Here is a 26,255-nt window from a genome sequence, read left to right on the forward strand (position 1 = left end):
AAGGGTCTGCAACCTCTTGCGAAGGCGCCCGGACAAGCGTCAGGCTGGCGATTCCCGCGAATGATCTACCGGCCCGTCATCGGCATTTCATGGATGGGTGTGCACGGACCGCTCTGATTGCGCCCGCTTGTTTCGCGCCTTGGTTACAGGCCCGGTTTCAGGCCCGGCGGTGCCTTGCGGCAAAGACCAGATGGCACCCCGCCCAGATGTAGCAGCCGCCGAAACAGGCGATGGCAAAGCGCACTCCCATGGCCCCGGCATGGGCGCAGGCCCCGGCCAGAGGCCCCGTCACGACGCCTGAACAGGCTTGGGCAAAATCGGCCGAGCCAAAGGTCCAAGCTGCGAAACGATCGCTGATAAATCCGGCCACCGGGGGACCAAAACCTTGCCCGGCCAGATACATGATCGTCAGAAAAATGGCCGAGCCCGTGGCCCTGCTGCGCGAATCAAGCAACCCGTGCAAGGCCGCGATCGCAGGGCCCATGGCCAGATAGAAAAATGTCGAACCCAGCAGCATCAGCCCAAAGGCCACCGGCAGGCTGGATTGAAACAGGCCGATAATGAAAATCGGCGCTCCGATCATTGCCCCCATTCCGGGCAGCGCCACCAGATAGCGCGGATCGCGCCGCGCGGCCCATTCGCTGCCATATCCGCCCAGCAAGGTGCCCAGCGCCGAGGCCGCCCCGCTGAGCACACCGAAGGCCATCCCGGTTTGGCCCATGTCCAGCGCGAAATTGCGGGCGAAATAGGACGGCATGAAGGTGTTGATGCCAAAGGCGCCCAGGCTGATGATCGACACGCCCAGCAGGATGTGGCGCAAACAGCGGTCCGTCAGCAACACCCGCAGCACGGCGCCGGCAGGCCTGTGTCCTTCGCCATCGGCATCGTGATCGGCGCGGCGCGGTTCGCGCATCATCAACAGCGCGGCCAGTGCCACAAGGGCGCCCATCGCCCCGGTAACGTAAAAGGTCGCGCGCCAGCCATGGCTGGCCGCCACCGCGCCGCCGATCGCCGATCCGGCAAAGGCCGCGACCGGCACGCCCAGCATGAAAAGCGAAATGGCCGAGGCCCGCTTTTCAGGCGGATACATGTCGGAAATCATTGAATGAGGCGGCGCCTCGGTGCCCGCGCTGCCGCCCGCCATGCCGATGCGCGCCAGCACCATATGCAGGAAGCTGGCGCTGACCCCGCAGGCCATTGTGAAAAGAGACCCGACCAGCAGCGAGCAGGCCGCGACCCATTTGCGCGAATAGCGCTCGGCAAGCCGGGCCAGCGGCAGCGAGGCGGCCACATTGATCACGGCAAAGGCCGTGCCGCCCAAGAGGCCGATCTGGAAATCGCTGATGCGGAAATCGGCCTTGATCTGTTCGGCCACCAGCGCGATCACGATACGGTCGATAAACCCAAAACCATAGATCGCCGTCAGCAGGAACAGCGTGGTGCGGCGGGCGGCGGGGGTCATTCCTGTTTCTCCGAATTGATGGGCGGCGGCGGATCAGGTGTGAAGCGGGGCGCCGCGATAGTCGCGCGGCGAACGCCCAAAGCGCGCCTTGAAGGACCGGCTGAAATGCTGGGAATCGTTGAAACCCCAGGCGAAGGCGATCTCGGTGATCGAGCGTTTGGCCTGCGCCGGATCCAGCAGTTCGCGGCGGCAATGTTCCAGCCGCCTTTGCCAGATGATGCGGCTCAGCGTCTCGCCCTCGGCGGAAAACAGCTTGTGCAGCGTGCGCTTGGCATAGCCCAGTTCGACGGCGATGCGCCCGACATCGAGTTCCGGATCGGTCAGATTGCGTTCGATGAAATCGATCACCGCCGCCCGGCGGGCGTGGGGACTGCTGTGCGAATGACAGACCGGATCGGCATGCCATGCCACATTGATAAGCCCTGACAGCGCATGGGCCAGCAAGCCCCGGTCGCGGCGCCCCATGCCCGCCGTGGCGCGGATCGTATGGTGCAAACTGTTGTGCAGCACGCTGGCCGCGCCTTCAAGAAAGCTGCGCGGGCCGGCCAGATGCTGGCCCAGCCCTTCGCCCTGATGGATCAGGCGGCGGGGCAGGGCGATGGCAAGCTGGTTGGTCTGGCCCTGGGAGGCCATGCGAAAAGGCAGGGTCTTGTCCAATGCGCACCATTGGCCCGCAATCAGGCGGGCATGCCGCCCGGCCTGATGGACATCGCACGAGCCGGTTTCGACAAACAGCAGCTTGATCGCATCCTCGCCGCTTTCGCCATGGCGCCGCGATTCGTGATTTGCCAGCGTGTGTTCCCCGATGGAAACCGCGCAGATACGAAGCTCTCCCAAATCGCAGCCGCGAATGGATGCCTCGCGGTCGTCGCCCAGCACGACATCGTTGGCGCGGGTAATATCGCGCCATTGCATCGTGCGTTCCTTGCGGTTGGCCGCGCGCGTCGCGAAGTTGAGATAGTCTCTCGACATCCTGCTCTCCCAATCATCCTCTGGCGCCGCGTTTTCACGGCTGCTCGAAAACCGCTATAATCACGTTTTGGAAAAATAGAAACACTCGTTAATGTATCATTGGCATACATTTTTTGAATCGCGTTCCGTTGCTATTCCCTGTGCTCTCTCGCACGGCACGATGCGCGTCAGAACAAGCCTTTAGCTCCTTGCCTGCGCTAGCTGGCACCGATGCTTCCGCAGCAAGGGTGGAAAAAGATGCTGTCCGAGAGGATGAGAGAAATTCAGGGCCGCATTTTCATCGGCGGCGAATGGCGCGAAAGCGCGCAGGGTCGTGACCTGCCCGTGGTCGATCCGGCCAGCGGACAGGAATTCGCCCGCATCGCGGCGGCCGGCGCCGATGATATGGCCCTGGCCGTGGATGCGGCCGTCGGCGCGATGGCCAAGGCTCGCCATGGCGGATGGAGCCCCGCCGACCGCCAGAACGCCTTGCTCCGGCTGGCCGATGCCATTGCCGCCCGTTCCGAGGAATTCGCCCGGATCGAAATGCATGATACCGGCAAGCCGATCAGCAATATCCGCCATCTGGATGTTCCGCAATCGGCGGCGGGCTTGCGCTATTTCGCGGGCTGGGCGGCCCATCTGACGGGGGAGACGATGAACCTGTCGGTGCCCGGAAACTGGCATGCCGCCACCCTGCGCGAGCCGGTGGGCGTGGCGGGGCAGATCATCCCCTGGAACTATCCGCTGATGGGGGCGGCGATGAAGATCGGCCCGGCGATTGCCGCCGGTTGTGCGGTCGTGCTGAAACCGGCCGAACAAACCAGTCTCTCGGCGCTCCTGCTGGCGGACCTGCTGGCCGATTGCGGCTTTCCGGCGGGCATGGTCAATATCGTTACGGGCACAGGGGCCGAGGCGGGCGCGGCGCTGGTGCGTCATGAGGGCGTGGCCAAGATTGCCTTTACCGGATCGACCGCCACCGGCCGCGAGATTCTGCGTGTGGCCGGCCCGATGATGAAACGGGTGACGGTGGAGCTGGGCGGCAAATCGCCCGTGGTGGTGATGCCCGATGCCGATCTGGACAAGGCCGCGGCGGCCATCTCAATGGGTATCTTCTTCAATTCGGGCCAGACCTGTTCGGCCGGATCGCGGCTCTTGGTCCATGCCGATGTGGCGCGCGATCTGGTGCCCCGCGTGGCGCAGATCGCAGCAGGCATGAGGATAGGCGCGCCCGATGATCCGGCCACGCAACTGGGGCCGGTGATTTCGCAGGCCCAGTGCGATCGGATCATGGGATTTGTCACCCGCGCCCGCGCCGATGGCGCGCGGATCGTGACGGGAGGAGAGCGCCGGGGGCAGGCGGGCTATTTCATCGCCCCCACCGTGCTGGACGATGTGCAGGCCGCGATGGAAATCGCGCGCGAGGAGGTGTTCGGCCCGGTGCTGGCGGTGCAGACTTTCGACACGCTCGATCTGGACGAGATTGCGGCGCTGGCCAATGCTGGCACCTATGGCCTTGCCGCCTATGTCTGGACCAGCAGCATGAGCAGCGCCTTTGGCCTTGTCCGGCGGATCAGGGCGGGGACGGTCCGGGTCAATACGGCAGGCGGCAATGATTTCTGCATGCCTGCGGGCGGGGTCAAGCAATCGGGCAACGGCCGCGAGAACGGCCGCGCCGGGGTCGAGGCCTATACAGAACTCAAGGCGATGACGATCGCGGTCTGATACGGGGAATGCGTGATGAGCCAAGATGAAGATATGCCGACCCCGTCGCTGGACCCTGCCTTTGAACTGGAGGTGGATCATGGCGCTGAATGGGGCATAGGCGATCTGGCCACGGGGGGGCAAAGATGGGTGCGCCAGCTTGCCTCGGGCCGCCTGTCCGGCCGGGGGCTGGCCGCAGGGCTGGAAACCGGCACCGAAACCTGGCTGAGCCGCCGCGACGGGGTGAGCGTGGTGGAAATGGCGTTGGTGATCCAGACCGCGCATGGCGGGCCGATCAGGATGACCGGCACCGGCGTTTCCGGTCTGAACAGGCTGGGCGCGTTGCGGCTGAACGTGGTGTTCGAGGTGGCCGAAGGATCGCCCCATGACTGGCTGGCAACCCGCGTGTTCATCGCGGAAAGACGCGATGGCGAAACGCACCTGTCCATCTTCGAGGTTTTGTGAAAGGCCGATGATGAAGCTCGAATTCGCGCTGGAAATGCGCATCTCGCTGGGCGAGCGCATGCATATCAAGGTGGCAGAGGATTATACGCGCGGGGCGGTGCTGATCCGGAGCGGAACGTTCAGCGGACCGGGCCTGTCGGGCCAGATCGTGCCGATGAGCGGGGGCGATTTCCCGATGGTGCGCGCCGATGGCGGCGGGCGGTTTGAATCGCAATATCTGCTGCGCACCGATGATGGCGCGGTGATCCTGAAACGCAGCACCGGCCTGCGCCATGCCCCGCCCGATGTGGTGGCGCGGCTGCTGGCGGGCGAACCGGTCGATCCCCGCAGCTATTACATGCGCATGACCCCCCGCTTCGAGGCGCCCGAGGGGCCTTATGACTGGCTCAACCGTTCGATTTTTGTCGGGGCCGGGCGGCGCAATCCCACCGGCTCGGTGTTCCGGTTCTGGAAGGTTGTGTGATGCAGGCGCAGGAGGAATTCGACTATATCATTGTCGGCGCCGGATCGGCCGGTTGTGTGCTGGCCAATCGTCTGAGCGCAAGCGGCAAACATCGCGTATTGCTGCTGGAGGCGGGCGGCGATGGGCGGCGGCTCGATGTGGCGCTGCCGCTGGCGGTGTCCAGGCTCTGGCCCAATCCGGACATCACCTGGGGCTTTATGTCCGAGCCGGAGGCTGAGTTGAAAGGCCGCCGCCTGCCCGTGGCGCGCGGCAGGATGCTGGGGGGCACATCTTCGATCAACGGCATGATGGCCATTCGCGGCCATGCCAGCGATTATGACCACTGGCGGGCGCAGGGATTGCCCGGATGGGGATGGGATGACGTCCTGCCCTATTTCCGCAAGTTGGAAAGCCATTGGCGCGGCAGTTCCGACCTGCATGGCGGCGACGGGCCGGTCAGTGTGATGCCCCATCCGTCGCCCAGCCCGCTTTTCCCGCTGGCGCAGCAGGCGGCGGTCAGCCTGGGCTTTCCTTTGACCGATGATTTCAACGGCCCGCGCACCGATGGTTTCGGCATGCCCGATTTCACCATCACCGCGCAATCGCGGCGGGCCAGCGCCGCTCAGGCCTATCTCTTCCCGGCGATGCGCCGAGGCAATCTGGCCGTGATGACCGGCGCCGAGGTCCGGCGCATCGTCATCGAGCAGGGCGAGGCCCGAGGTGTTGCCTATCGCAGCGACGGACAGGACCGGGTGGCCATGGCCCGCGCCGAGGTTGTACTGTGCGGCGGGGCGATCAATTCGCCGCAATTGCTGATGGCATCGGGGATTGGTCCGGGGGCTGACCTCAAGGCGTTGGGCATTGCCGTTGCGCAGGACCGGGCCGAGGTCGGCGCCAATCTTCAGGACCATCCCGGCGCGGCGATGGAGTTTGAACTGGACCCGGCGTGGGCCTTTGAACGCGAAGTGCGGTTTGACCGGGTGGCGCGTTCGTTCCTGCGCTGGCTGACCACGGGCAAGGGCATCATGGGGGCGCCCCCGCTGGCCATTTCGGCCAATGTGGCAACCCGGCCGTCCAGCCCCGAGATCGACCTGCATTTCCTGCTGATCCCGCTGGCGATGGAAACGCGGGTCTGGTTTCCCGGCTTTGCCGCCCCCCATGGGGCGCGGATAGGGGCGCTCTGGTCGCTCAATTATCCCAAGAGCCGGGGCCGCCTGTCGCTGGCCAGTGCCGATCCGGCGGTGGCGCCGTTGATCCGTTTCAATCTGCTGTCGGATGAACGCGATCGCGCCGCGATGATCCATGGCTATCGCGTGCTTCGCGAACTGGTCCGCCAGCCAGCGCTGGCCGGGGTGACGGGGGCGATGACGCGCCCGGCGCTTGAGCCGGAAAGCGATGAGGCCATTCTTGATCATGTGCGCGAAACGGCCATGACCGCCTATCATCCATCGGGAACGTGCCGCATGGGCGGCGATGACGGGGCGGTGCTGGATGGTCGGTTGCGTGTGCGCGGCATTGGGCGCCTGCGCGTGGCGGACGCCTCGGTCTTTCCGCTGCTGCCGGGCGGCAACACCAATCTGCCGGTGATGATGGTGGCCGAAAAATGCGCCGACATGGTGTTGGGGGGATAGGCGATATCCCCCTAGAGCCGCTTCTCGTTCGGGTCGATCCGGCGCATCTCGGCGCTGCGCAGGGCAGGATCCCAATGTTCGACGATCAACCCGTCGGCAAGGCGGAATGTGTCGAACCAGCTGGTGTAATAAACGTCGCCATCCTTGGGGCTTTCCTTGCGTACAAAGACGAAGGTGACCATGTCGCGTTCGGCGATGATCGAGACGAGCGGCAATTGCAAAACCTGTTCGATGGGCCGTTCCGGGCGGGAATTGCGGATGAACTCTTCCAGTGCGGCAGCGCCGCTGGCGGCGTTGGGATTGTGCTGAATGTAATCCTTCGCGATGAAATCGCGCACTCTGGCGGCATGGCCCGCCTGAAGCACGGTGCGATACATTTCATAGCAAAAGCGTTTGTTGCTTTCGAGCGCGGGATCGGGGCTGCGCAGCAGGGCTTCGTGATCGGTGGCAATCACCGGCGGGGTTTCGCCCTCGGCCACGGCGGCGGCCGGTTGCAGGCCGGCGGGCCATTGGAATCGGTCGGTCATCGGCATTTCCTTTCATGCGCTTTTTCCGGTGCCAGACCATGATGCGGGCGTGCCGTCTTGACTTGTCGCGCCGCCAACAGCTTATGAGTGTCCGATGGCGAAAGAATGCGCAATGAACAACGAAACCGTGTCTGCGGAGCCGCAGGATGGCCGCGATCCCTTTGATGATACGCTCCATCGGGTCTTGCGGCTGGCCAACCATCTTAATGCGCCTTTTGCCACCTATCTTGCGCATGGCTATGACATTTCGATCAATGAATTCCGCCTGCTGATGCTGATCGGGCGCCACCCGCGCTGTGCCAGCCATGAATTGGCCGAGATCACCGGGGTGAACCCGATGAGCATCTCACGCGCGGTGGCCGCCTTGCAAAAGCATGGGCGCGTGACGGCCGCGCGCGATCCGGCCAACAAGAAGCGCAAGCCCCTGGTGCTGACGCCCGAGGGCGAGAGGCTGTATCATGCCATGCGTCCGCAGGTGGACAAGGTTGCCACCTATCTTGTCTCGCGCCTTGGCGCCGAGGAAGTCGAAACGCTCAACCGCTATCTCGATGTGCTGGTCGATACGCTGCAGGCCACTGATGAGGAGGGACAGTCGCTCTTCCTGAGCTTTACCCGCCCGGAATAGAACAGGTTAAAAGGCACCCGCAAACAAGACATGCGCGTTCTGGAGGAGTCTGCCGGTCGGGCTGCTTGACAAGACTATCCCGCAAAATGCTAACGATCGTTAGAAATAAAGCGGGAGAGTTTTTGCAATGCAGGGCGACATGCCGGATCTTGTCGTGGTCGGTGGCGGTTCGGCGGGCGCCGCGCTGACCGGGCGCCTGTGCGCGGCCGGGGTCAAGGTGGTGCTGGTGGAAGCGGGCGGCAGCGACAGAAAGCTGCGCTCGCGCGTGCCTGCGCTCACCAGCGCCTTGGTGCAGAACCCCCGCTTCGACTGGTGCTTCGATGTGGAGCCCGACCCGTCACGCGGGGGGCGGCGCGATGTCTGGCCCGCCGGAAAGATGCTGGGCGGCGGCAGCGCCATCAACGGCATGATGTTCATCCGGGGCCACCGCTGGGATTATGACCGATGGGCCGAGTTGGGCGCCGCAGGTTGGGATTACGCATCGGTGCTGCCCTACTTTCGCCGGATGGAGCGCAATGAGCGCGGCGCCGATGCATGGCGCGGCGGGCAGGGCCCGCAATCGGTGGCCGAAAGCCGCGCGCGTTATGATGTCGTCGAACGCTGGATCGAGGCTGCGCAAAATGCGGGTGTGCCCCGATCGGCGGATCTGAACGGCGCTCTGGCCGAAGGCGTCGATCATGTGCAGGTTTCGCAGCGCGACGGGCTGCGCTGTTCCAGCGCGAGGGCCTATCTGGAGGGTCTGCCCGCCCATCAGGCGCCGCAATTGCTGCTGGACGCACAGGTCCTGCGGGTGCTGGTGGAAAACGGCCGCGCCGTCGGGATCGAGTTTCAGCGCGAGGGCCGCCGCCGGATATTGCGCAGCAGGCACGGCGTGGCGATCTGCGCAGGCGCGCTCAATACGCCCAGGCTGCTTATGCTCAGCGGGATTGGCGACGGTGCGGCTCTTGCCGATCTGGGCCTGCCCGTGGTGGCCGATCTGCCGGGGGTAGGGGCCAATCTTCAGGACCATGTCGGCGTCCATATCGTCAATGATGTGGCCGCCCACACGCTCAACGCCGATGCGCGCGGGTGGCGCGGGGCCTGGCAGGTGCTGCAGATGATGCTGGCGCGCAAGGGCGCGCTGACCACCGCCATCGGCCATGCCCAGGCCTTTGTCAGCAGCCGCCCAGGCCCGGCGCCTAATCTGCAATTGTCGTTTTCCGCCTTCGCCTTCGATCTGGACGGACGGGGAAGGTTGGCGCTGCGTCGCAACAATTCGGTATCCACCATGGTGGGATTGATGCGCCCGGATCAAAGGGGAACGGTCAGGCTGCGCTCGCCCGATCCGCTGGCGCCGCCCATTATTACCTATCACCAGCTTGGCTGCGCCGATGATGTCGAACAATTGATCGAAGGCATCGAACTGGGTCGCCGCATCCTGTCAAGCGCGCCTATGGCCGGTCTGGTCACCGCAGAATTGCGCCCCGGCCCGGCCGCAGTCGAACGCGAAGCTTTGCGCGATTATGTGCGCGCCGCCTCGACCCCGATGTATCACCCCTGCGGCACCGCCCGTATGGGCCATGCCGCCGACCGCCGCGCCGTGCTGGACGAAAATCTTCGCGTCCGGGGCCTGGGCGGCCTGTGGGTGGCCGATGCCTCGGTCATGCCGACCCTGCCTGCGGGCAACACCAATGCCACCGCCATCATGATCGGCGACAAGGGCGCCGACCATGTGCTGGCCGCCATGGCCGCCGGCTGACATCCATACCCCTACGGAAGGAGGAAAACATGCTTCCCCATAATATCAGGATTGCCCATCCCGACAGGATTTTCATTGGCGGCTCATGGGTCGCCTCGACCGGCGACCTCATGCTCGACATCGTTTCGCCCGACAGCGAGGAGATTGTGGCGCAGGTGGTCGATGGCACCAAGGCCGATATGGACCGCGCCGTGGCCGCCGCGCGCAAGGCATTCGATGAAGGGCCATGGCCGACGATGCCGCCCGCACAGCGCGGCGCGATGCTGCGCCGGATGGGCGAGGAACTGGAAAAGCGCCACCCCGAATTGGCCGCCGCATGGACATGGCAGGTGGGCGGACTGGCCAGCTTTGCGCCGATCATGACCGGCGGTTCCACTGCGCAATTGATGGCCATCGCGGGCTATGCCGACACCTTTCCCTTTGTCGAACAGCGCAAGGGAACGCAGGTGGACACGGTGGTCATCGCCCATGAACCGGCGGGCGTTTGCGCGGCCATTGCGCCGTGGAACGCGCCTTATGGCATCCTTGCCTCCAAAACCGCCTATGCGCTGGTGGCCGGTTGCACCGTCATCATGAAACCCGCGCCGGAAACGCCGCTTGAAGCCTATATCATGGCCGAGGCGGCGGAGGCGGCCGGACTGCCTGCGGGCGTGGTCAACATGGTGGCCGCGGGCCGAGAGGCCTCCGACCATCTGGTCTGCAATCCCGGCGTCGACAAGGTGACCTTCACCGGATCGACCGGCGCGGGCAAGCGCATCGGCGAGGTTTGCGCCGGCCGCATTGCCCGTTGCACGCTGGAACTGGGCGGGAAATCGGCGGCCATTGTCCGCGACGATTTCCCGATCGAGGCGGCCGCAGCCATTTTGGGCAATACGATCAGCGTCATGAGCGGACAGGTCTGCGCCATGCTGAGCCGTGCGATTGTCCCGCGCCATCGCCATGACGAACTGGCCGATGCCATTGCCAGGGTGATGCAGGGCATCCGCGTGGGCCACAGCCATGATATGGAAACCCAGATGGGGCCGCTGGCCATGCAGCGCCAGTTGCACCGGGTGGAGGAATATATCGCCCTTGGCCGCCAAAGCGCCGATCTGGTCACGGGCGGATCGCGGCCCTCGCATCTCAACAAGGGCTATTTCCTTGAGCCCACGCTGTTTGCCAATGTCGACAATGCCAGCCGCATCGCGCAGGAGGAGATCTTCGGCCCGGTGCTCTGCCTGATCCCGGCCGACAGCGAGGAACACGCCATCGCCATCGCCAATGACAGCCATTACGGCCTCAATGGCTCCGTGCTGACCCAGGATGCCGAGGCGGCCTATCGCATCGCCCGCCGGATCCGCAGCGGCGGGGTGGGCCAGAACGGAATGCGCATGGAGTTTGGCCAGCCCTTTGGCGGTTTCAAGCAATCGGGCATCGGCCGCGAGGGCGGCCCCGAGGCGCTGGGCGCTTTTCTGGAAACCAAGACGATCCTGCTGGACGCGGCGCCGGCCGTTTTGTGATGAGGCGCTGAAGGAAGACAAAAAGAACCCCGCCGATCATAGGGTCGGCGGGGTTTCAATCGGACTGGCGGCTCGGGGGCTTACCGGCCGCCTTGTCCTTACTTGCTGTCGATGCGGACCGATTTCACCTCGCAATCGCACAGGCGCGGGCCCTTGCGGTCATCGATGGCAGGGCGCCCGATGATGGCATCGCCGGTCACGATCTTGATGACGCGCGGGATCGGCGCGGCGGCGGCCTGTCGGCCGTCCACCAGCAGGGCAATCTGCTGCCCCTTGTCCAGCGGCGAGATGCGCACCGTGATTTCATGATTGCCCGGACCCAGAGCCTCGGCGGCGCGCAGCACACGGCGTTCCCGTTCACGGCCCGAAGGATCATAGGTGAAGACCGGCACGCCCTGATCCAGCGCCAGCCCATAACCGGCAAAGCGCGAACCCTGAACCAGAATCGGCCCGCTGTCCTTGCCGCCTCTGGTCGCGATGCTGGCCACGGTGGTCCAATTGGCGCTGAGTTCGGGGAAGGTCACCGCCGGATAGCGCGTGTCGCCCGGATAGAAGACATGCGAGGTGCCCCCGGTCAGGCCCGCCGGGCGGTATTTCTGGCTGATCCTGGTGAAGAAATCGGAGGACAGCGGATAGACGTTGAACCTTTTGGCCGCCCCGTCGAAATCGGCCTTCAATTCGGCCAGCTTGGCCGGATATTTCGCGGCCACATTCTCGGTCTGCGACGGATCCTTGTTCAGGTCATAGAGTTCCCAGTTCAACGTGTTGGGGTTGGTCTTGTTCGCCCCCCACGGATCCCACGGGACATCGGTGCTCGCCATCCAGCCGTCCTTGTAATAGGCGCGGCTGCCCAGCATCTCGAAATATTGCTCGCGGTGCCGGCCGGGGGCCTTGGGCTGATCGAACGTATAGGCCATCGAACTGCCGTCCAGCGGCAATTGCGGCACGCCGTCCACCTCGGCGGGGGGCTGAATGCCGATGGCCTCGTAGATGGTTGGGGCGATATCGATGACATGGCCGAACTGCGTGCGCATCCCGCCCTTGTCCTTGATCCGCGCGGGCCATGAAATGACCATGCCGTTGCGTGTGCCGCCCAGATGCGAGGCCACCGTCTTGCCCCATGGATAGGGGGTGTTGGTGGCATAGGCCCAGCCGACAGGATAATTGCCGAAACTGTCCTCGGTGCCCAGCTTGTCGATCTGTTTGACGAGATTTTCGGCCGTTTCATGAATTCCGGCAAAAGCCGAATAGGCATTGATCGATCCATCCATGTTGTGCAGCGCGCCGCCATTGTCGCCTTGGATGAAGACGATCATCGTATTGTCCAATTGCCCCGTTTCGCGCAGCCGCTCGAGGATGCGGCCAAACTGGAAATCGAAATAGGCTAGTTGCGCGGCGGCAATTTCCATCATCCGCGCATAGAGCCGCTTTTGATCGGCGCTGAGCGTGCTCCATGCGGGCACATCGCGCAGCGGCGGGGCCAGTTTGGCATTGGCGGGGATCACGCCCATCGCCTTCTGGCGGGCAAAGATCAGGCGGCGCGCCTCGTCCCAGCCCATGTCGAACTGGCCCTTGAACTTGTCTACCCATTCCTTGGGCGCCTGTTGGGGGCCGTGCATCGCACCTGTGGCCAGATACATGAAAAAGGGCTTGTCGCTTTGCTGACCATGGGTGGATGAGAGCCATTCCAGCGCATGGTTGGTCATATCCTTGTCGAACCAGTAATTCTCGTCCCTTGGATCGCGGCGTATCGAATTGCGGTTTTCGATCAGCGTGGGATTGACCTGATCCACACCTGCGCCGTTGAAGCCGTAGAAATAGTCAAAACCCATGCCGTTGGGCCACCGGGCATAGGGGCCATTGGGGCCGGTTTCCCAGTCGGGCGTATTATGGTTCTTGCCATACCACGAGGTGACATAGCCGTTGTCCTGCAGGATCCGCCCCATCGTGGCGGCGGTGGCCGGGATCACCGAAGTGTAGCCGGGCGCGTCTACCGAAACATTCGAGATCGAACCATTGCCCACCGTATGGTGGTTGCGCCCCGTCAGCAGCGAGGCGCGGGTGGAGGAGCACATGGCGGTGGTATGAAATTGCGTGTATTTCAGGCCATTGGCGGCAACGGCATCCAGATTGGGCGTGGGGATCAGCCCGCCGAACGTGCTTGAGGCGCCAAAGCCGACATCATCGGTCATCACCAGAAGCACATTGGGCGCATTGGCAGGCGCGCGCTTGGGGCTGGGATAATAGCGCCAATTGCCATGGGCATCGGCCACGGGGATCTGCTCTTGCTGTGCCATTGCCTGGGGCGCGGCGAGCGGCAGGCCGCCCGCCAGCGCGAGGGCCACCCCCGCCTTGCAGGCATGGCCCATGATGCGGCGCAAACGCTGCCGCATGCGAATATTCCTGTCGCCTGACATCCAATTCTCCCATTGTCCTTGTTCTTTGCCTTGCCCGGATCGCAGCAAGGGCGTTGCAAAGCAACGGATCATGAGGCTATAAGTTATAGCAGAAAGGCTATAATTGATGCGCTTCACCTTCCGCCAGCTTGAGATCTTTGTCGAAGTGGCCAAGGATGAGAACTTCCGCCTTTCCGCCGACCGGCTGGGCATCAGCCAGCCCACGATCAGCAACCACATCCGGGCTTTGGAAGAACGCGCCGGGGGCAAGCTGTTTGACCGGCGGCGCGGGTCTGCCGCCCGTCTGCTGCCGCTGGGCCGCGAATTGCTGGTCGAGGCGCGCAAATTGCTGAACAGCGCCGACAAGGTGGCGCGGGCAGGGCAGAACAGCGGCCCGCCGATACAGACGTTGAAGGTCGCCGCGGGCGATTTCATCCTCGATTATGTGCTGAGACCCGCGCTCAAGGATTATCACCGCCTGGAAGGCGTGCCCGACATTGAATTGATCGCGGCCACGCCGGGGCGGACCATGACAGCCATGCTGGATGAAGGCATGGCCGATATCTGCTTTTTCACCGGCGCGGCGCCCGATGAGCCGGGGATGCGGGCGGAACGGCTCTGTGCGGTATCCGTCGGACTCTATGCCTCGCCCGCTCTGGCGCAGACTGTGGCCGCCGCCGAGCGGCTGGATGATGCGCCGTTCATTCTGGCCGCGCAGAATTCGCCCACGGACCGCTGGTTCATGACGGTTCTGGGCGGGCTGGGCATTGCCCCGCGCCATGTTGCGGCGCGATCACAATATCCCGATGTCATCCTCGAACTGGTCTGCGCGGGCAAGGGCATCGGCCTGCTGTTCGATGACATGGCCAGGCCGCGCGCGGCGGCAGGGCAATTGCTGCGCCTGCCGCTGCGTGTGCCATCCAGCCACCGCTATATGGTCTTTGCCCGAAACTTCACCGATCCGGGCGTTCTGCGGTCCATTGCCTTTCTGCGCAAGACCGTCAGAACGCTCGGCGGCTGATCCCTGCGCGTCAGTCGAGCGCCAGTTCGACCGCGTTGATGATATGGGCCTGCGTGTATTCATGCAGCCCCGCCTGACCCAGTTCGGCGCCAAGGCCGGATTTCTTCGATCCGCGGAAGGGCAGCGTGGCGTCGATGGCCAGATGCTGGTTCACCCAGACCGTGCCCGCATCGACGCGGCGGGCAATGTCCATCGCGGCCTGCGTGTCGCGGCTCCACACCGTGCCTGCAAGGCCATATTCGGAATCGTTGGCGCGGGCGACCACATCGTCCACTTCGGAGAATTTGAGCACGGGCAGCACCGGCCCGAACTGTTCCTCGCGCACCAGCGGCGCATCATCGGGCAGATCGGCAATGATCGTGGGCGGAATGAAATAGCCCGGACGGTCGGGCAACTGGCCGCCCGCCAGCACCCGGCCCTGCGCCACGGCATCCTCCAGCAGGCCCTTGACCTTTTCATACTGCATGCGGTTCTGCACCGGGCCGATGGTCACGCCCTGCTTGCTGCCGTCATCCACCACGGCGGCTTCGGCCAGCTTGGCGATCGAGGCGCAGAATTCCTCATAGATCGATTCATGGACATAGGCCCGCTTGATCGCCACGCAGATCTGGCCCGCGTTCATCATCGCGCCCTGAAACACCTTGGCGGCGGCCACATCGGGCGGCACATCGCCCATCACGATGGCCGCGTCATTGCCGCCCAGCTCGAGCGTCACGCGCTTGATGCCATCGGCGGCCGAAGCCATCACCTTGCTGCCGGTGCCAGTCGATCCGGTAAAGGCGATCTTGGCGATATCGGGATGCGAGGTCAGCGCGCCGCCCAGCTCGTTCTGGTCGCAGATCACGTTGAACACACCGGCGGGCAGGATTTCGGCGGCCAGTTCGGCAAAGAGCAGCGTGGTCAGCGGCGTGGTGGGCGCGGGCTTGGCCACCATGCAATTGCCTGTGACCAGACAGGGGCCCAGCTTGTTCATCAGCAGGATGACCGGGAAATTCCAGGGCGTGATCGCCGCCACCACGCCCAGCGGGGTGCGATGCTCGATCACGGTGTTGCCGCCATCCTGACGCATGATCTTTTCGGGCGCGCGCATTTCGGCAAAGGCACGCAGGACAAAGGTCGAGCCGATGATCTCATATTCGGCCTGATGCAGCGGCTTGCCCTGTTCGGCGGTCAACAGGCGGGCGAATTCGTCCTTGCGCTCCATCAGCGCATCGGCAAGCCGCAGGACATAGGCCGCACGATCCTCATAGCTGCGCGCCGACCACGCCGGAAAGGCCGCCTTGGCCGCGGCGATCGCCTGATCGAGCTGGGCGCGGTCGGCCTTGGGGCAGGCGGCAACCACTTCCTCGCTGGCGGGGTTGAGCACATCGAAACTGGTGGCGCCCTCGACCTGTCGGCCGTTGATCAGAAGCTTGAAGGTTTTGTCCATGAGGTCTCTCCATTGCCCGCTTTTTGATTCCGCCTTTTGCGCGGGACGATTGTGCGGTTGATGGGGTTTATGTATGCTAAGGATACAATCTCTGCAATGGTTGATCTGGTCCAAATCATAATGCGAGGGGGGAGGAGAGGGGAGACAGGATGCAGGATCTTGAGAAATCATTCGGCTATCAGCTCCGCCTGCTGCATCTGGAGGCCGATCGCCGCGCCCGTCAGGCGCTGGACGCCTTTGGCATGACGCCCGCGCGTGTCACGGCGCTGCTGGTGATTGCCGCGCATACGGGGTGCACGCAAACGGCGCTGGGCGAAGCGCTCTCGATCAACCGGGCCAGCGCCATGAAGATGGTCAATGCGCTGGAAACATTGGGCTTGGTCTCGCGCGAGCCTGCCGCCGATCCGCGCGCCCATGCCCTGACCTTGACGGCGGCCGGGGGGAAAGCGCTGGATGCCATGCTTGACGCGTTGCGCAAGGCCGATGAGGAGATGCTGGCCCCGCTCAGCCCCGAGGCGCGGCAGGATCTGCTTGCGACGATTCGCCTGCTGGCGGTTCAGGCAGGCAGGGGGGCGGGCTGATTTTCCTCCCGCCGATGGCCGAAATGCGCAATGGCCAGAACCCACAGCAGGCACAGGCCCAGCCCCAGCATTGTGCCGGTCAGAAACGAGCCGACGCCGCTGTCCACGGCGAGCAGCCATCCCCCGGCCAAAGGCCCGGCAATCGCCCCGATGCGGGTCACCGCGATCGACACTCCGATATAGCTGGAAAGCAGGCGCTGCGGATAGAAGATCACCCCGAAAAGCGTGATGGCCACATGCGCGCCTGATACGCCCATGCCCAGAGCCAGAACCGTGGCCGCCCATACCGGCGCCGAAAGACCCGGCACAAACATGATGCCCAAGGTCATCAGCGCCAGCCCATAGCCGCAGAGAAAAGCGCGAACCGGCCGGTTCTTGTCGATCAGATAGGCAAAGACAAACCCGCCAAAAATGCCGCCCAACTGGAACAGCCCGCTCATTCGCGCCGCCGCATCCAGCGAAACCCCCGCACGCGGCAGCAGCGTGGGCAGCCAGTTGATGAGCAGGTAGAGCAGGAAAGTGTTGGCGGTGCCCAGTCCGATCAGCAGCACGGTTTTGAACAGATGTTCCCGCGAAAGCAATTCGCGCAGCGGCAGACCCGCCCCGCCTTGCTGCGCCTGTTCGGCCGTCTGACCATTGGTGGCGGGCAGCAGCAGGCGCAAGGCCAGACTGCAAAACACTGTCAGCGCGGCCACCGCCAGAAACAGCGCCTGCCAATGGCCGATCCGCACCAGCGGGGCCATCAGGAAACCGGCGAGCACCCCGCCCACGGGAATGGCCGTATTGACCGCCGCCAGAATGCGCGACCGCCCGGCCACCGGCGCGATCTGCACCACGCAGGCCGTGACATTGGGCAGGCAGGCGCCCAGCCCGAGGCCGGTCATGAACCGCCAGAAAATCAGAACCCCCATTGAGCCCGAAAAGGCCGTGGCCCCGCTTGCCAGCGCCGCCACCAGACCTGCGATCCATATCATCCGCCGCCGCCCGACCTTTTCGCCCAGCGGCGCCAGCGCCACCGCCGCCAGCCCCACGCCGATCACGATGGCCGACAGGCTGAGCGCGAAGGCGGACGCAGGCATCCCCCAGGCCGCGCTGATACGCGGCACGGCCAGTGGCATGGAGGCCAGATCAAGCCCTTCGATCAGCATGAAAAGGGCGCAGAATATCAGCGTGACGAGGATGCGCCCGGTTAAGGGCGGCGTTTGGCTTTGTGCGGCGGTCATATTGTCTCTCCCGCCCGCAGACTAGGGCCTGGACGGCAAGGAGACAACGGGGCGCCCCCACGAGAGATCGAGGCACTATGTGATCGTGTTTTCACTATCACATAGTGCTGATTTTTTCCCTATCCACCCCGTTCAATTGCGCACAGACTGGCATGAAAGAATAAGCCCCGGCGGGGCCAAATGATGGAGAGACTGGCTGTGTCCCTGAAAGCTGCGCTTGCATTGCCCCTGCTGGGCTTGCTGGCGGCCTATGCGCCCGCGCAAGGGGGCAACAAGATGTCGGGCGCGCAGGCGGAATGGCCGCTGGCGGGCGGCGGCCCCATGGCCCAGCGTTTCAGCCCGCTCTCCGCCATCACCCCGGCCAATGCCGCGCAGCTTGGCCTGGCCTGGTCGCTCGATCTGGAAACAAGGGCCGGGCAGGAGGCAACCCCGGTTTTCGTCGGCGGCATCCTCTATACGGTCAGTGCCTATGACATTGTGCGCGCCATCGATGCCCGCAATGGCAAGGTCCTGTGGACTTTCGACCCCGGGGTAATGGAGGCGGCGGCGCGATCCTGCTGCGGCCCGGTCTCGCGCGGGGTGGCGGTTCAGGATGGACGGGTCTATCTGGGGGTGCTGGACGGCCGGTTGATCGCGCTGGACGCCAAAAGCGGCAAACGCCTGTGGCAGGTGGACACACTGGACCACAACGGCCCTCCGGCGGTCAATTACACCATCACCGGCACGCCGCGCGTGGTCAAGGGCATGGTGATCATCGGCAATGGCGGTGCGGAATTTGGCGCGCGCGGCTTCATCACGGCCTATGACGCTGCGACAGGCCGCAAGAAATGGCGTTTCTACACTGTTCCGGGGCGGCCGGGCCAGAGCGACGGCGAGATCTCCGATGCTCCGCTGGCCCGCGTGGCCGACACATGGCATGGGCGATGGTGGCAATGGGGCGGCGGCGGCACGGTGTGGGACGCCATCGAATATGATCCCGAACTCGACCTGCTCTACATCGGGACCGGCAATGGCAGCCCGACCAACCACGGATTGCGCAGCGACGGACAGGGCGACAATCTGTTCCTGTCCTCGATTGTCGCGCTGCGGCCCGACAATGGCGCCTATGTCTGGCATTATCAGGAAACACCGGGGGAGGCATGGGACTACACCGCGACCCAGCCGATCATCATGGCAGACCTGAAGCTGGACGGGCGCCTGCGCAAAGTGTTGATGCAGGCGCCCAAGAACGGCTTTTTCTACATGCTGGACCGGGCGACGGGCGAACTGCTCTCGGCCCATCCCTTTGCGAAAACCAATTGGGCCAGCCATGTCGACATGGACACCGGACGGCCGGTCGAAAATCCCGATGCGCGCTATTACAAAACGGGCAAGAGCTTTCTGCAATGGCCCAGTTCGGGCGGGGCGCATAATTGGCAGCCGATGGCCTTCAGCCCGCAGACGGGGCTGGTCTATCTGCCGGTGATGGAAATGGCGATCCCCTTTGCCCCTGGCGGGGCGGACCATATGGTGCCGGGCGTTTATAACACCGGCACCGCGATGCAGGGCGGCGCCAGTTTCTCACGCGGGCAATTGGCCGCCATGGCCAGGGACAATCGCGGCTATCTGGTGGCGTGGGATCCGGTGGCGGGCAAGGCCTCGTGGAAAGTGCCCTTGGCCGCGCCTTTCAACGGCGGCGTGCTGGCCACGGCGGGCGGCCTGGTGTTTCAGGGCAACGGCAGCCGCCAGTTTGCCGCCTATGACGCGCGAAGCGGCCGCCGCCTGTGGTCCTATGCCGCCCAGACCGGCATTGTCGCCGCGCCGATGACCTATGCGGTGGGCGGGGTGCAATATGTCGCGGTCATGGCGGGTTGGGGCGGGGCATGGCCCATGCTGGGCGGGCAATTGGCCGAGCAGCCGGTCAATGGCGTGGGGCCAAACCGCCTGCTGGTGTTCCGCCTAGGCGGCAAGAGCCGCCTGCCCGCCCCGGAAAAGGCGTCGCGTTCGCCGCTCTCGCCCCCGCCCGCGACGTTCAGCCTTGCACAAATCACGCTGGGCGACCGGCTCTATGGCGAAAACTGCCTGCGTTGCCACGGGATTGCGGCGGTCAGCGCCAGCATGGTGCCCGATCTGCGCCATTCCGGGGCGATCGGCGATGCCGATGTGCTGAAGCAGGTGGTGCTGGAAGGAGCGCTGCGTTCGCGCGGGATGCCCTCCTTCGCAGGCGTTCTGTCCGCCGCCGATGCCGAGGCCATCCGCGCCTATCTGATCCACCGCGCCAATGCCGACAGGAATGCCGAGCGGCAGGCGCAGAAATAACCCTTTTCATCAGCAAGGAATTCCGACCGTGACCATCGAAGAGCAACTCGACGACCTGCGCCAGCGCCTTGCGCGCGCCGAAGCCCGCGCCGACCGCGCGCAGGACTGGATCGATGTCCAGAATCTTCAGCGCACCTATGGCTATTATGTTGACAAGTTTCAGTGGGATCAGGTGGCCGACCTGTTTGCCCGCGACGCCACGCTGGAAATCAACGCACGCGGCAAGTTCTTCGGGCAGGATCGCATCCGGGAGTATATGCTTCACTTTGGTCCGCCGCAGGAAGGCATGTTGATGAACCATATCCAGCTTCAGCCGGTGATCCATGTGGCGCCCGACGGCATGAGCGCACAGGGCCGGTTCCGCGCGCTGATGCAGGTGGGCCAGTTGGGCCGCGAGGCGCTGTGGGGCGATGCCATTTATGAAAACACCTATATCAAGGAGGACGGCGTGTGGAAGATTGCTTCCCTGCGCGCCTATCAGGTGTTCTACACGCCCTTCGACAAGGGCTGGGGCAAGGAGGTGATGCCCCTGGCCACCGATTTCGCCGATTTCCCGCCCGATGAATTCACCCAGGCCTATCCGATCTTTCCCGAAATCTTTGTTCCGCCCTATCATTACGCCAATCCGGTCAGCGGCCGGAAATGAAAATATAGAGAGAAAAGTCGGCCATGGTGACCTTGCGGCAGATTCACATCTTCACCGAAGTTGTCCGCCATGGCAGCTTTCGCGCCTGCGCCGGCCAGACCGGCCTTTCCCAGGCGGTGGTGAGCAATCATATCCGCGAACTGGAAGCCGGGCTGGGGGTCACCCTGTTCGAGCGCCGCGCCGGGCAGGCCACCGTGTTGACCACGCAGGGCCGCCATGCCTTCGACCGGCTTTCCGCGATCCTCTCGGATCTGGCCGATCTGCGACAGGAACTGGCCGGAGAGACGGCGCGGCGCACCATCCGCTTTTCCACCTTCAGCTATATCGTGCTGCGGTTTCAGGACGCGATCGAACGTTTCCAGCAAGACCATGCGCATGTCGATCTGCGCTTTCTGCTGGATCCGCTCGATAATCAGACCTTGGCGATGCAGGTGCGGCGGGGGGATATCGACATGGCCGCCTTCTTCACGCTGGACCCTCAGGAAGTGCCCGACAGCAAGCCTGCGGGCGAGGCGCGTCTGGCGGTCTATATCGGCCGCGATCATCCGCTGGCGGCGCGCAGACAGGTGTCGGGAGCCGAATTGTCCGAGCATCCCGCCATCGTGCTGGCGCGCGCCAATGCCCAGCGCGGGCTTTGCGATCAGGCGCTGGAGGTGATCGGCGCGCGGGCGGAAAAGATATTGATGGAGACCGATGCCCTGCCGTTGCTGTTCAACAATGTGCGGCGCGGGCTGGCGTGGGTATGCCTGTTTGAAGACACGGTGGATGAGGCGGCGCAGGGCCTGGTCAAGCTGGACCTGCTTTGTCCCATTCCACCTATCGGCATCCGCGTGCTGACCCGGCCATCGGCGCGCCATGATCGCAATATCCTGGCCTTGTGCGAAAGCATCCTCTGATCCGGAGCGGGTCTGGCGGCCAAAGTCGTTCTGCGCCACCCGGTTGAGGCATGTCCCGATCAGCCCTTCGATCCTGCGACAGGCCATCGACGTTCCGAAAAATCGCTCGCGGCTCCATTTGGCTTGCCATGCATTACACCGATGCACCCTGAATTCTGCCGCATCGCGAGGAATGACAAAACACCATGACAGCGCCCATGGGCATGACGGCCGGATCCGGCCTTTTCCGTCTGCGTTATCTGGCCGTCGTGCTGGGCCTGCTGGTTTTGGCCGGTCTTGTCGGACTGGCGGCTTTCCCTTGGGGAGTGCTGAAAGGCACGGTCGAACGCCGCCTGAGCCAAAGCATCGGCCGCACGGTCAGCATCGGTGCGATGGAGCGGCTCGACACTATGTCGTTTCATCCGCGCATCCGCCTGCGCGCGGTGCGGATTCCCCAACCGGCATGGGTGGAGCCCCATTTGGCCGATCTGGCGCAAATTGCCCAAGTGGATCTGTCCTTTTCGGTTTGGGCGCTGCTGGCCGGGCGCGCAACGGTTGAGCGGGTCGAAATGCGGGGCGCCAATCTGCAATTCTATCGCACGGCGCAGGGCCGCAAGAACTGGAGTCAGGACGAGAGCGGGGAGCGGAGCGGTTCGGGCGGGCATTTGCTGATGCTGCGCGTGGCCGACAGCCGCCTGCGCTATCTTGACAGAAAGCGGGATCGCTCGCTGGATGTGGCGGTGGTCTCCGATAGCACGGGGCTCAGGATCGATGGCGGCGGGCTGATCCTTGGCCATCGCGTGCGCATCACCGGGCGGGGAGCCGCCATTGCCGAGTGGCGGGCCGCGGCTCCATGGCCTTTCAGCGTTGCCATCGAGGGCCCTGCGGTGGGTTTCGCGCTGGAGGGCACCATGCCCTCGCCGCTGGATCTGGGCCATCTTCAGGGCCGCGCGCGCGCCCATGCCGAGGATCTGAGGCTGCTGGACGCGATCATCGAGGCCGGTTTGCCCGGCACACAACCCGTCAGACTGGCCGCCGGCATCCGGCGCAGCATTCCCGACTGGACGATCGATGACCTGCGCGGCACGATCGGCCGATCAGACATTGCGGGCCACGCCACCATCGTCAAACGCGATGGCCGCAGCCGGATCACGGGCGCGCTGCGGTCCGATCATTTCGACTTTGACGATCTCTCCTCGAACGAAGGAAAAAGGCGCGCGGCGGCGATCAAGGCGCGTTTGGGCCCCCGCATCCTGCCCGGATCGGCCATAGATCTCACCCATGTGCGCCGCACCGATGGGGCGCTCGATCTGCGGGTGGATCACCTCCTCTGGTCCGGCCAGAGCCCGTTTCGCAGCATGACCGCCCATCTGTCGCTGGAGCGCAGCCGACTGGAGATCAGCGCGCTGCGCGTGGGCATGACGCATGGCAGCATGGAGGGCACCATGCGGATCGACCAGACCGACACAGGCAGGCCCGACCCCAGGCTCGACCTGCGCCTGACCTTGCGCGGCGCGCGGCTGCTGGACTTTTTCCCCCGCGCACAGATCGACGGCAGCCTGATCGGGCGTCTGGCGGTCACCGGTTATGGCCATACGCTGGCCGATGCCTTTGGCGCGGGCGGTGGCGTGCTCGCGCTTGTCGGGCGCGACGGGCAGATTCCCGCGCGCACCGCCGCCTTGCTGGGGCAGGATGTCGGGCGCGGCCTGACCATGGGCAAGGATGAGACGGACAATCTGCGCTGTGTGGTGGCGCGGCTCGAGATCAAAGGCGGCATGGCCCGGCCCGCGCCGGTCCTCATCGATTCCTCGCGCGCGCAGACACAGGTCCGGGGCACCATCGATCTGCGCAATGAAAGGCTGATGCTGACGCTCAAAGGCGCGCCGAAAAAGCCCTCGCTGCTGCGTCTGCCGGGTCAGGTGATCCTTGGCGGCACGGTCAAGGCGCCCGATATTGATGTGCCGCCAAGGACCAAAACGGTGGGCGGGGTGATCAACATGCTGGCCTCGGCCATTGCCGGTCGTCAGGAGCCGTTGGCCCGGGATGCCGATTGCAACGCGCTGGAACGTCAGGTCATGCGTTAGGCGTATCGGGCCAATGACTGACGCGCGGCTTGCGTAATTACAGCATATTGGCGCACACTCGCGGTCTGTGGGATTGTTTGAAGGGCCCGGTCAATGCCTCAAAGCGCCATTGCCTCCCCGCCGCCCGCCAAGGCGGCGACTTCCTCCGTCAGCGGCCTGACGCAGGCGCAGGCGGACGCCTTGCTCGAACGCGACGGGCCCAATGAATTGCCGCGCGCAGGGCGTCGGACGCCGTGGCGGATTGCATGGGAAGTGCTGCGCGAGCCCATGCTGGCGATGCTGCTGGCGGCGGGCCTCATCTATCTTGCTCTGGGCGACAGGACAGAGGCAATTATCCTGCTGTTATTCGCGCTGCTTTCCATTGCCATCACCATCATTCAGGAATCCCGCACGGAAAATGTGCTTGAGGCTCTGCGCGACCTTTCCGCGCCGCGCGCGCTGGTGATCCGCGACGGGCGGACAACCCGGATCGCCGGGCGCGACGTTGTCGCAGGCGACATACTTGTCCTCGAACAGGGGGACAGGATGGCGGCAGACGCCGGTCTGCTGGAAGCGCGCGAGTTGGAGGCCGACGAAGCCCTGCTTACCGGCGAATCCGTGGCTGTGCGCAAGCGGGCGATCCGGCCCGATGACCGCTATGATGCCGAACCTGGCGGTGATGATCTGCCGCTGGTCTTTTCCGGCTCGATCATCACGCGGGGCCGGGGGGTGGCGCGGGCGACGGCAACCGGGCCGCGCAGCCGGATCGGCCAGATCGGTCAATCGCTGGCCACGCTGGAAACCGAAGCGCCGCGCCTGCAGCAGGAAACCTCGCGGGTCGTCACGCTGTGCGCCATCGGCGGGCTGGCCATCGCGGCGCTGGTCGTGCTGCTCTATGGCCTGTTGCGCGGGTCATGGCTTGATGCGCTGCTGGCCGGGATCGCCACGGCCATGTCGCTCTTGCCGGAGGAATTTCCGGTGGTGCTGACGATCTTTCTGGCCATGGGCGCCTGGCGCATCGCGCAGGTGGGCGTGCTGACCCGGCGCACCTCGGCCATTGAAACGATGGGCGCGGCCACGGTCCTGTGCACGGACAAGACCGGCACTTTGACGCAGAACCGGATGAGCGTGGCCGAACTGTGGTTTCCGGGCGGCGCGCCATGGCCCCTTGCGGAGCAAAGCGAGGATCCCCGCACGTCGGCCCTTTTGAATATCGCTGCTCTGGCCAGCGCGCCGGTGCCGGTGGATCCGATGGAGGTGGCCTTTCACGCGGCTGCGGACGAGGCGGGGGGCGGCATAGGCAACGGCATGGCGCTGGTTCGCGCCCATGGGCTGACGCCGGAACTGCTGGCCATGGCGAATGTCTGGCGCGATGGCGATGATCCGTCGCTCGTCGTTGCGGCAAAGGGCGCCCCGGAGGCCATCGGCCGTCTTTGCGGTCTTGGCGCGCAGGATCTGGCGGGGTTGGAAGCCGCGGCGCAGGCCATGGCCGAACGGGGGATGCGCGTGCTGGCCGTCGCCATGGCCAGGATCGGGGGTAACGATCCGGCTATGGCGATTGCCGATTATCCTTTTGCGCTGCTGGGTCTGGCCGGGCTGGCCGATCCGCTGCGGGAGAGCGTTCCGGCGGCGGTGGCGCAGTGCCGCAAGGCCGGGATCCGCGTGGTGATGATTACCGGCGACCATGCCGCAACCGCCCGGTCCATCGCCATGCAGGCGGGAATTGGCGATGGAAAGATCATGCTGGGCACCGAGATTGCGAGGCTGAGCGACGAGGCATTGATGGCGTGCGTGCCCGATGTTCTGGTGTTTGCCCGCACCATGCCGGATCAGAAGCTGCGCATCGTCAATGCGCTCAAATCCGCAGGCGAAGTGGTGGCCATGACCGGCGACGGGGTCAATGATGCCCCCGCCCTCAAGGCCGCCCATATCGGCATCGCCATGGGCAAGAGGGGAACCGATGTCGCCCGCGAGGCCGCCTCCATCGTGCTGGTGGAGGATGATTTCGGCGCGATTGTCGAGGCGATCCGCGTCGGGCGGCGCATCTATGACAATATCCGCAAGGCGCTGGCCTTCATCTTTGGTGTCCATGTGCCCATCGCGGGTCTTGCCATTTTGCCGCTCCTGTTCGGCTTGCCGATCATTCTGGCGCCGCTTCAGATCGCTCTTCTCGAAATGGTGATCGATCCGGTCTGCGCACTGGTTTTCGAGGCCGAGCGCGAGGAAAGCCGGACCATGGAGCGTCCGCCGCGCCCGACCGATGAGCGTCTGTTCTCCCTGCCGCTGGTGCGCAGGGCCGTTTTGCAGGGCCTGCTGGCGCTTGGCGCTGTGGGCGGCATTGCGCTGGGCGCGGACCATTATGGACTGGCGCCGGATCGGGCGCGGACCTTGTCCTTCTTCGCGCTGCTGTCGGCGATTCTGGCGCTGATCTTTGCCAATCGCTCGTTCAGCGCGCAGCTCAGCCACGCCCTTTTGCGGCACAATATCACGTTCCGCTTTGTGCTGGCCTTTATCGCCATCGGTGCGGCGCTGATCCTGACACTTGCGCCGATCCAGCATATTCTCCGCTTTGCCCCTTTGCACGCGCCCGATTTCGCGGCTGTTGCCCTTTGTGGTTTCGGCCTGCTGATTGCCTATGAGTTTGAGAAGCGGTTGGGGCGATCATGATGCATTATCCGG

General features: G+C 64.6%; 20 protein-coding genes. 14 read left to right on the top strand and 6 right to left on the bottom strand.

Annotated elements, in window-relative coordinates; genetic code table 11:
* Positions 1–157 precede the first annotated feature (157 nt).
* Together FHW92_RS02235 and FHW92_RS02240 are read right to left on the bottom strand one after the other, a co-directional pair.
* Positions 158–1,462, bottom strand: coding sequence for an MFS transporter (locus FHW92_RS02235; protein ID WP_168601580.1), 1,305 nt, complete (start codon positions 1,460–1,462; stop codon positions 158–160).
* A 33-nt stretch (positions 1,463–1,495) separates the two neighbouring features.
* Positions 1,496–2,434, bottom strand: a complete 939-nt coding sequence (locus FHW92_RS02240; RefSeq protein WP_168601581.1) for a helix-turn-helix domain-containing protein — start codon at positions 2,432–2,434, stop codon at positions 1,496–1,498.
* 252 nt (positions 2,435–2,686) lie between these two features.
* Here FHW92_RS02240 and FHW92_RS02245 point away from each other — a divergent pair, with 252 nt between their 5' ends.
* The 4 genes from FHW92_RS02245 to FHW92_RS02260 are packed head-to-tail and all read left to right on the top strand — an operon-like array spanning position 2,687 to position 6,655.
* Positions 2,687–4,138 carry an aldehyde dehydrogenase family protein gene (locus FHW92_RS02245; protein WP_210428335.1) on the top strand — a complete coding sequence of 484 codons (1,452 nt, stop codon included), beginning with the start codon at positions 2,687–2,689 and terminating at the stop codon, positions 4,136–4,138.
* A 15-nt stretch (positions 4,139–4,153) separates the two neighbouring features.
* Positions 4,154–4,582, top strand: coding sequence for a DUF3237 family protein (locus FHW92_RS02250; protein WP_168601582.1), 429 nt, complete (start codon positions 4,154–4,156; stop codon positions 4,580–4,582).
* Between the two features lie 7 nt (positions 4,583–4,589).
* Complete coding sequence (locus FHW92_RS02255) at positions 4,590–5,045, top strand: DUF3237 domain-containing protein (protein WP_246869861.1); 456 nt, start codon at positions 4,590–4,592, stop codon at positions 5,043–5,045.
* Positions 5,045–6,655: a GMC family oxidoreductase N-terminal domain-containing protein gene (locus FHW92_RS02260; RefSeq protein WP_168602102.1), complete on the top strand. Its 1,611-nt coding sequence runs from the start codon at positions 5,045–5,047 to the stop codon at positions 6,653–6,655. Before FHW92_RS02255 ends, FHW92_RS02260 begins: the two co-directional genes overlap by 1 nt.
* Positions 6,656–6,666: 11 nt before the next feature.
* Here the strand turns inward: FHW92_RS02260 and FHW92_RS02265 are convergent, their stop codons facing one another.
* Positions 6,667–7,182 (bottom strand): nuclear transport factor 2 family protein, encoded by a 516-nt coding sequence (locus FHW92_RS02265; protein ID WP_168601584.1) that lies wholly within the window; start codon positions 7,180–7,182, stop codon positions 6,667–6,669.
* Between the two features lie 112 nt (positions 7,183–7,294).
* Between FHW92_RS02265 and FHW92_RS02270 the strand changes: the two genes are divergently transcribed.
* The 3 genes from FHW92_RS02270 to FHW92_RS02280 all read left to right on the top strand — a co-directional run bounded on the left by FHW92_RS02270 (position 7,295) and on the right by FHW92_RS02280 (position 11,044).
* Positions 7,295–7,807 (top strand): MarR family transcriptional regulator, encoded by a 513-nt coding sequence (locus FHW92_RS02270; protein WP_246869862.1) that lies wholly within the window; start codon positions 7,295–7,297, stop codon positions 7,805–7,807.
* Positions 7,808–7,946: 139 nt separating this feature from the next.
* Positions 7,947–9,545, top strand: coding sequence for a GMC family oxidoreductase N-terminal domain-containing protein (locus FHW92_RS02275; RefSeq protein ID WP_246869863.1), 1,599 nt, complete (start codon positions 7,947–7,949; stop codon positions 9,543–9,545).
* 29 nt (positions 9,546–9,574) lie between these two features.
* Positions 9,575–11,044 carry an aldehyde dehydrogenase gene (locus FHW92_RS02280; protein ID WP_168601587.1) on the top strand — a complete coding sequence of 490 codons (1,470 nt, stop codon included), beginning with the start codon at positions 9,575–9,577 and terminating at the stop codon, positions 11,042–11,044.
* Positions 11,045–11,142: 98 nt separating this feature from the next.
* On the opposite strand, the gene FHW92_RS02285 is transcribed toward FHW92_RS02280, so the two are convergent.
* Positions 11,143–13,437 carry an arylsulfatase gene (locus FHW92_RS02285; protein WP_246869864.1) on the bottom strand — a complete coding sequence of 765 codons (2,295 nt, stop codon included), beginning with the start codon at positions 13,435–13,437 and terminating at the stop codon, positions 11,143–11,145.
* A gap of 130 nt (positions 13,438–13,567) precedes the next feature.
* On the opposite strand from FHW92_RS02285, the gene FHW92_RS02290 reads away from it, so the two are divergent.
* A complete protein-coding gene (locus FHW92_RS02290; RefSeq protein WP_168601589.1) occupies positions 13,568–14,461 on the top strand; it encodes a LysR family transcriptional regulator in 894 nt (297 codons plus the stop codon).
* A gap of 10 nt (positions 14,462–14,471) precedes the next feature.
* On the opposite strand, the gene FHW92_RS02295 is transcribed toward FHW92_RS02290, so the two are convergent.
* On the bottom strand, positions 14,472–15,890 hold the full coding sequence (locus tag FHW92_RS02295) for an aldehyde dehydrogenase family protein (RefSeq protein WP_168601590.1): 1,419 nt from the start codon (positions 15,888–15,890) through the stop codon (positions 14,472–14,474).
* A 149-nt stretch (positions 15,891–16,039) separates the two neighbouring features.
* Between FHW92_RS02295 and FHW92_RS02300 the strand changes: the two genes are divergently transcribed.
* Positions 16,040–16,471 (top strand): MarR family winged helix-turn-helix transcriptional regulator, encoded by a 432-nt coding sequence (locus FHW92_RS02300; RefSeq protein WP_168601591.1) that lies wholly within the window; start codon positions 16,040–16,042, stop codon positions 16,469–16,471.
* Here FHW92_RS02300 and FHW92_RS02305 read toward each other — a convergent pair.
* Positions 16,447–17,694: an MFS transporter gene (locus FHW92_RS02305; protein ID WP_168601592.1), complete on the bottom strand. Its 1,248-nt coding sequence runs from the start codon at positions 17,692–17,694 to the stop codon at positions 16,447–16,449. The genes FHW92_RS02300 and FHW92_RS02305 overlap by 25 nt on opposite strands.
* 198 nt (positions 17,695–17,892) lie before the next feature.
* On the opposite strand from FHW92_RS02305, the gene FHW92_RS02310 reads away from it, so the two are divergent.
* From FHW92_RS02310 to FHW92_RS02330, 5 genes are all read left to right on the top strand, one after another.
* On the top strand, positions 17,893–19,992 hold the full coding sequence (locus tag FHW92_RS02310; protein WP_349237631.1) for a PQQ-dependent dehydrogenase, methanol/ethanol family: 2,100 nt from the start codon (positions 17,893–17,895) through the stop codon (positions 19,990–19,992).
* 28 nt (positions 19,993–20,020) lie between these two features.
* Positions 20,021–20,638 carry a nuclear transport factor 2 family protein gene (locus FHW92_RS02315; protein WP_168601593.1) on the top strand — a complete coding sequence of 206 codons (618 nt, stop codon included), beginning with the start codon at positions 20,021–20,023 and terminating at the stop codon, positions 20,636–20,638.
* Positions 20,639–20,661: 23 nt separating this feature from the next.
* On the top strand, positions 20,662–21,534 hold the full coding sequence (locus FHW92_RS02320) for a LysR family transcriptional regulator (RefSeq protein WP_168601594.1): 873 nt from the start codon (positions 20,662–20,664) through the stop codon (positions 21,532–21,534).
* A gap of 185 nt (positions 21,535–21,719) precedes the next feature.
* Positions 21,720–23,597 (top strand): AsmA family protein, encoded by a 1,878-nt coding sequence (locus tag FHW92_RS02325; protein ID WP_246869865.1) that lies wholly within the window; start codon positions 21,720–21,722, stop codon positions 23,595–23,597.
* A 93-nt stretch (positions 23,598–23,690) separates the two neighbouring features.
* Positions 23,691–26,243: a cation-translocating P-type ATPase gene (locus FHW92_RS02330; RefSeq protein WP_168601595.1), complete on the top strand. Its 2,553-nt coding sequence runs from the start codon at positions 23,691–23,693 to the stop codon at positions 26,241–26,243.
* The last annotated feature ends 12 nt before the right edge of the window (positions 26,244–26,255 follow it).

The organism is Novosphingobium sp. SG707 (assembly GCF_012275515.1).
In the GTDB taxonomy this organism is placed as follows: Bacteria; Pseudomonadota; Alphaproteobacteria; order Sphingomonadales; family Sphingomonadaceae; genus Novosphingobium.